1 protein-coding gene is annotated in these 233 nt (G+C 70.4%); it reads left to right on the forward strand.

The features are described from left to right. Positions 1–27: 27 nt before the first annotated feature. Positions 28–233 (forward strand): SLAC1 family transporter (locus ACZ6JE_RS15685; RefSeq protein ID WP_464319552.1); only part of this gene is annotated, 206 nt, incomplete at its 3' end.

Raw genomic sequence — 233 nt, forward strand, 5'->3', positions numbered from 1 at the left:
GCGCGGGGGCATCGACTCAATCCGGTGATGGCGCACTTCTACGGGGCACCGCCCATGGCGCTGCTGACCGTCGGCGCGGGCACCCTGCTCTTGGGCAGAGACGTCCTCGGTACGCCCCTGGCGGTCGGCATCGACTGGGTGTTGTGGACCATCGGCACGGTGCTCGGCCTCGTCAGCGCGATCGCGGTCCCGTACCTGACGTTCACCCGGCACGACACGGCCCCCGACAGTGC

The sequence above is a fragment of the Frigoribacterium sp. AC759 genome, assembly GCF_979256015.1.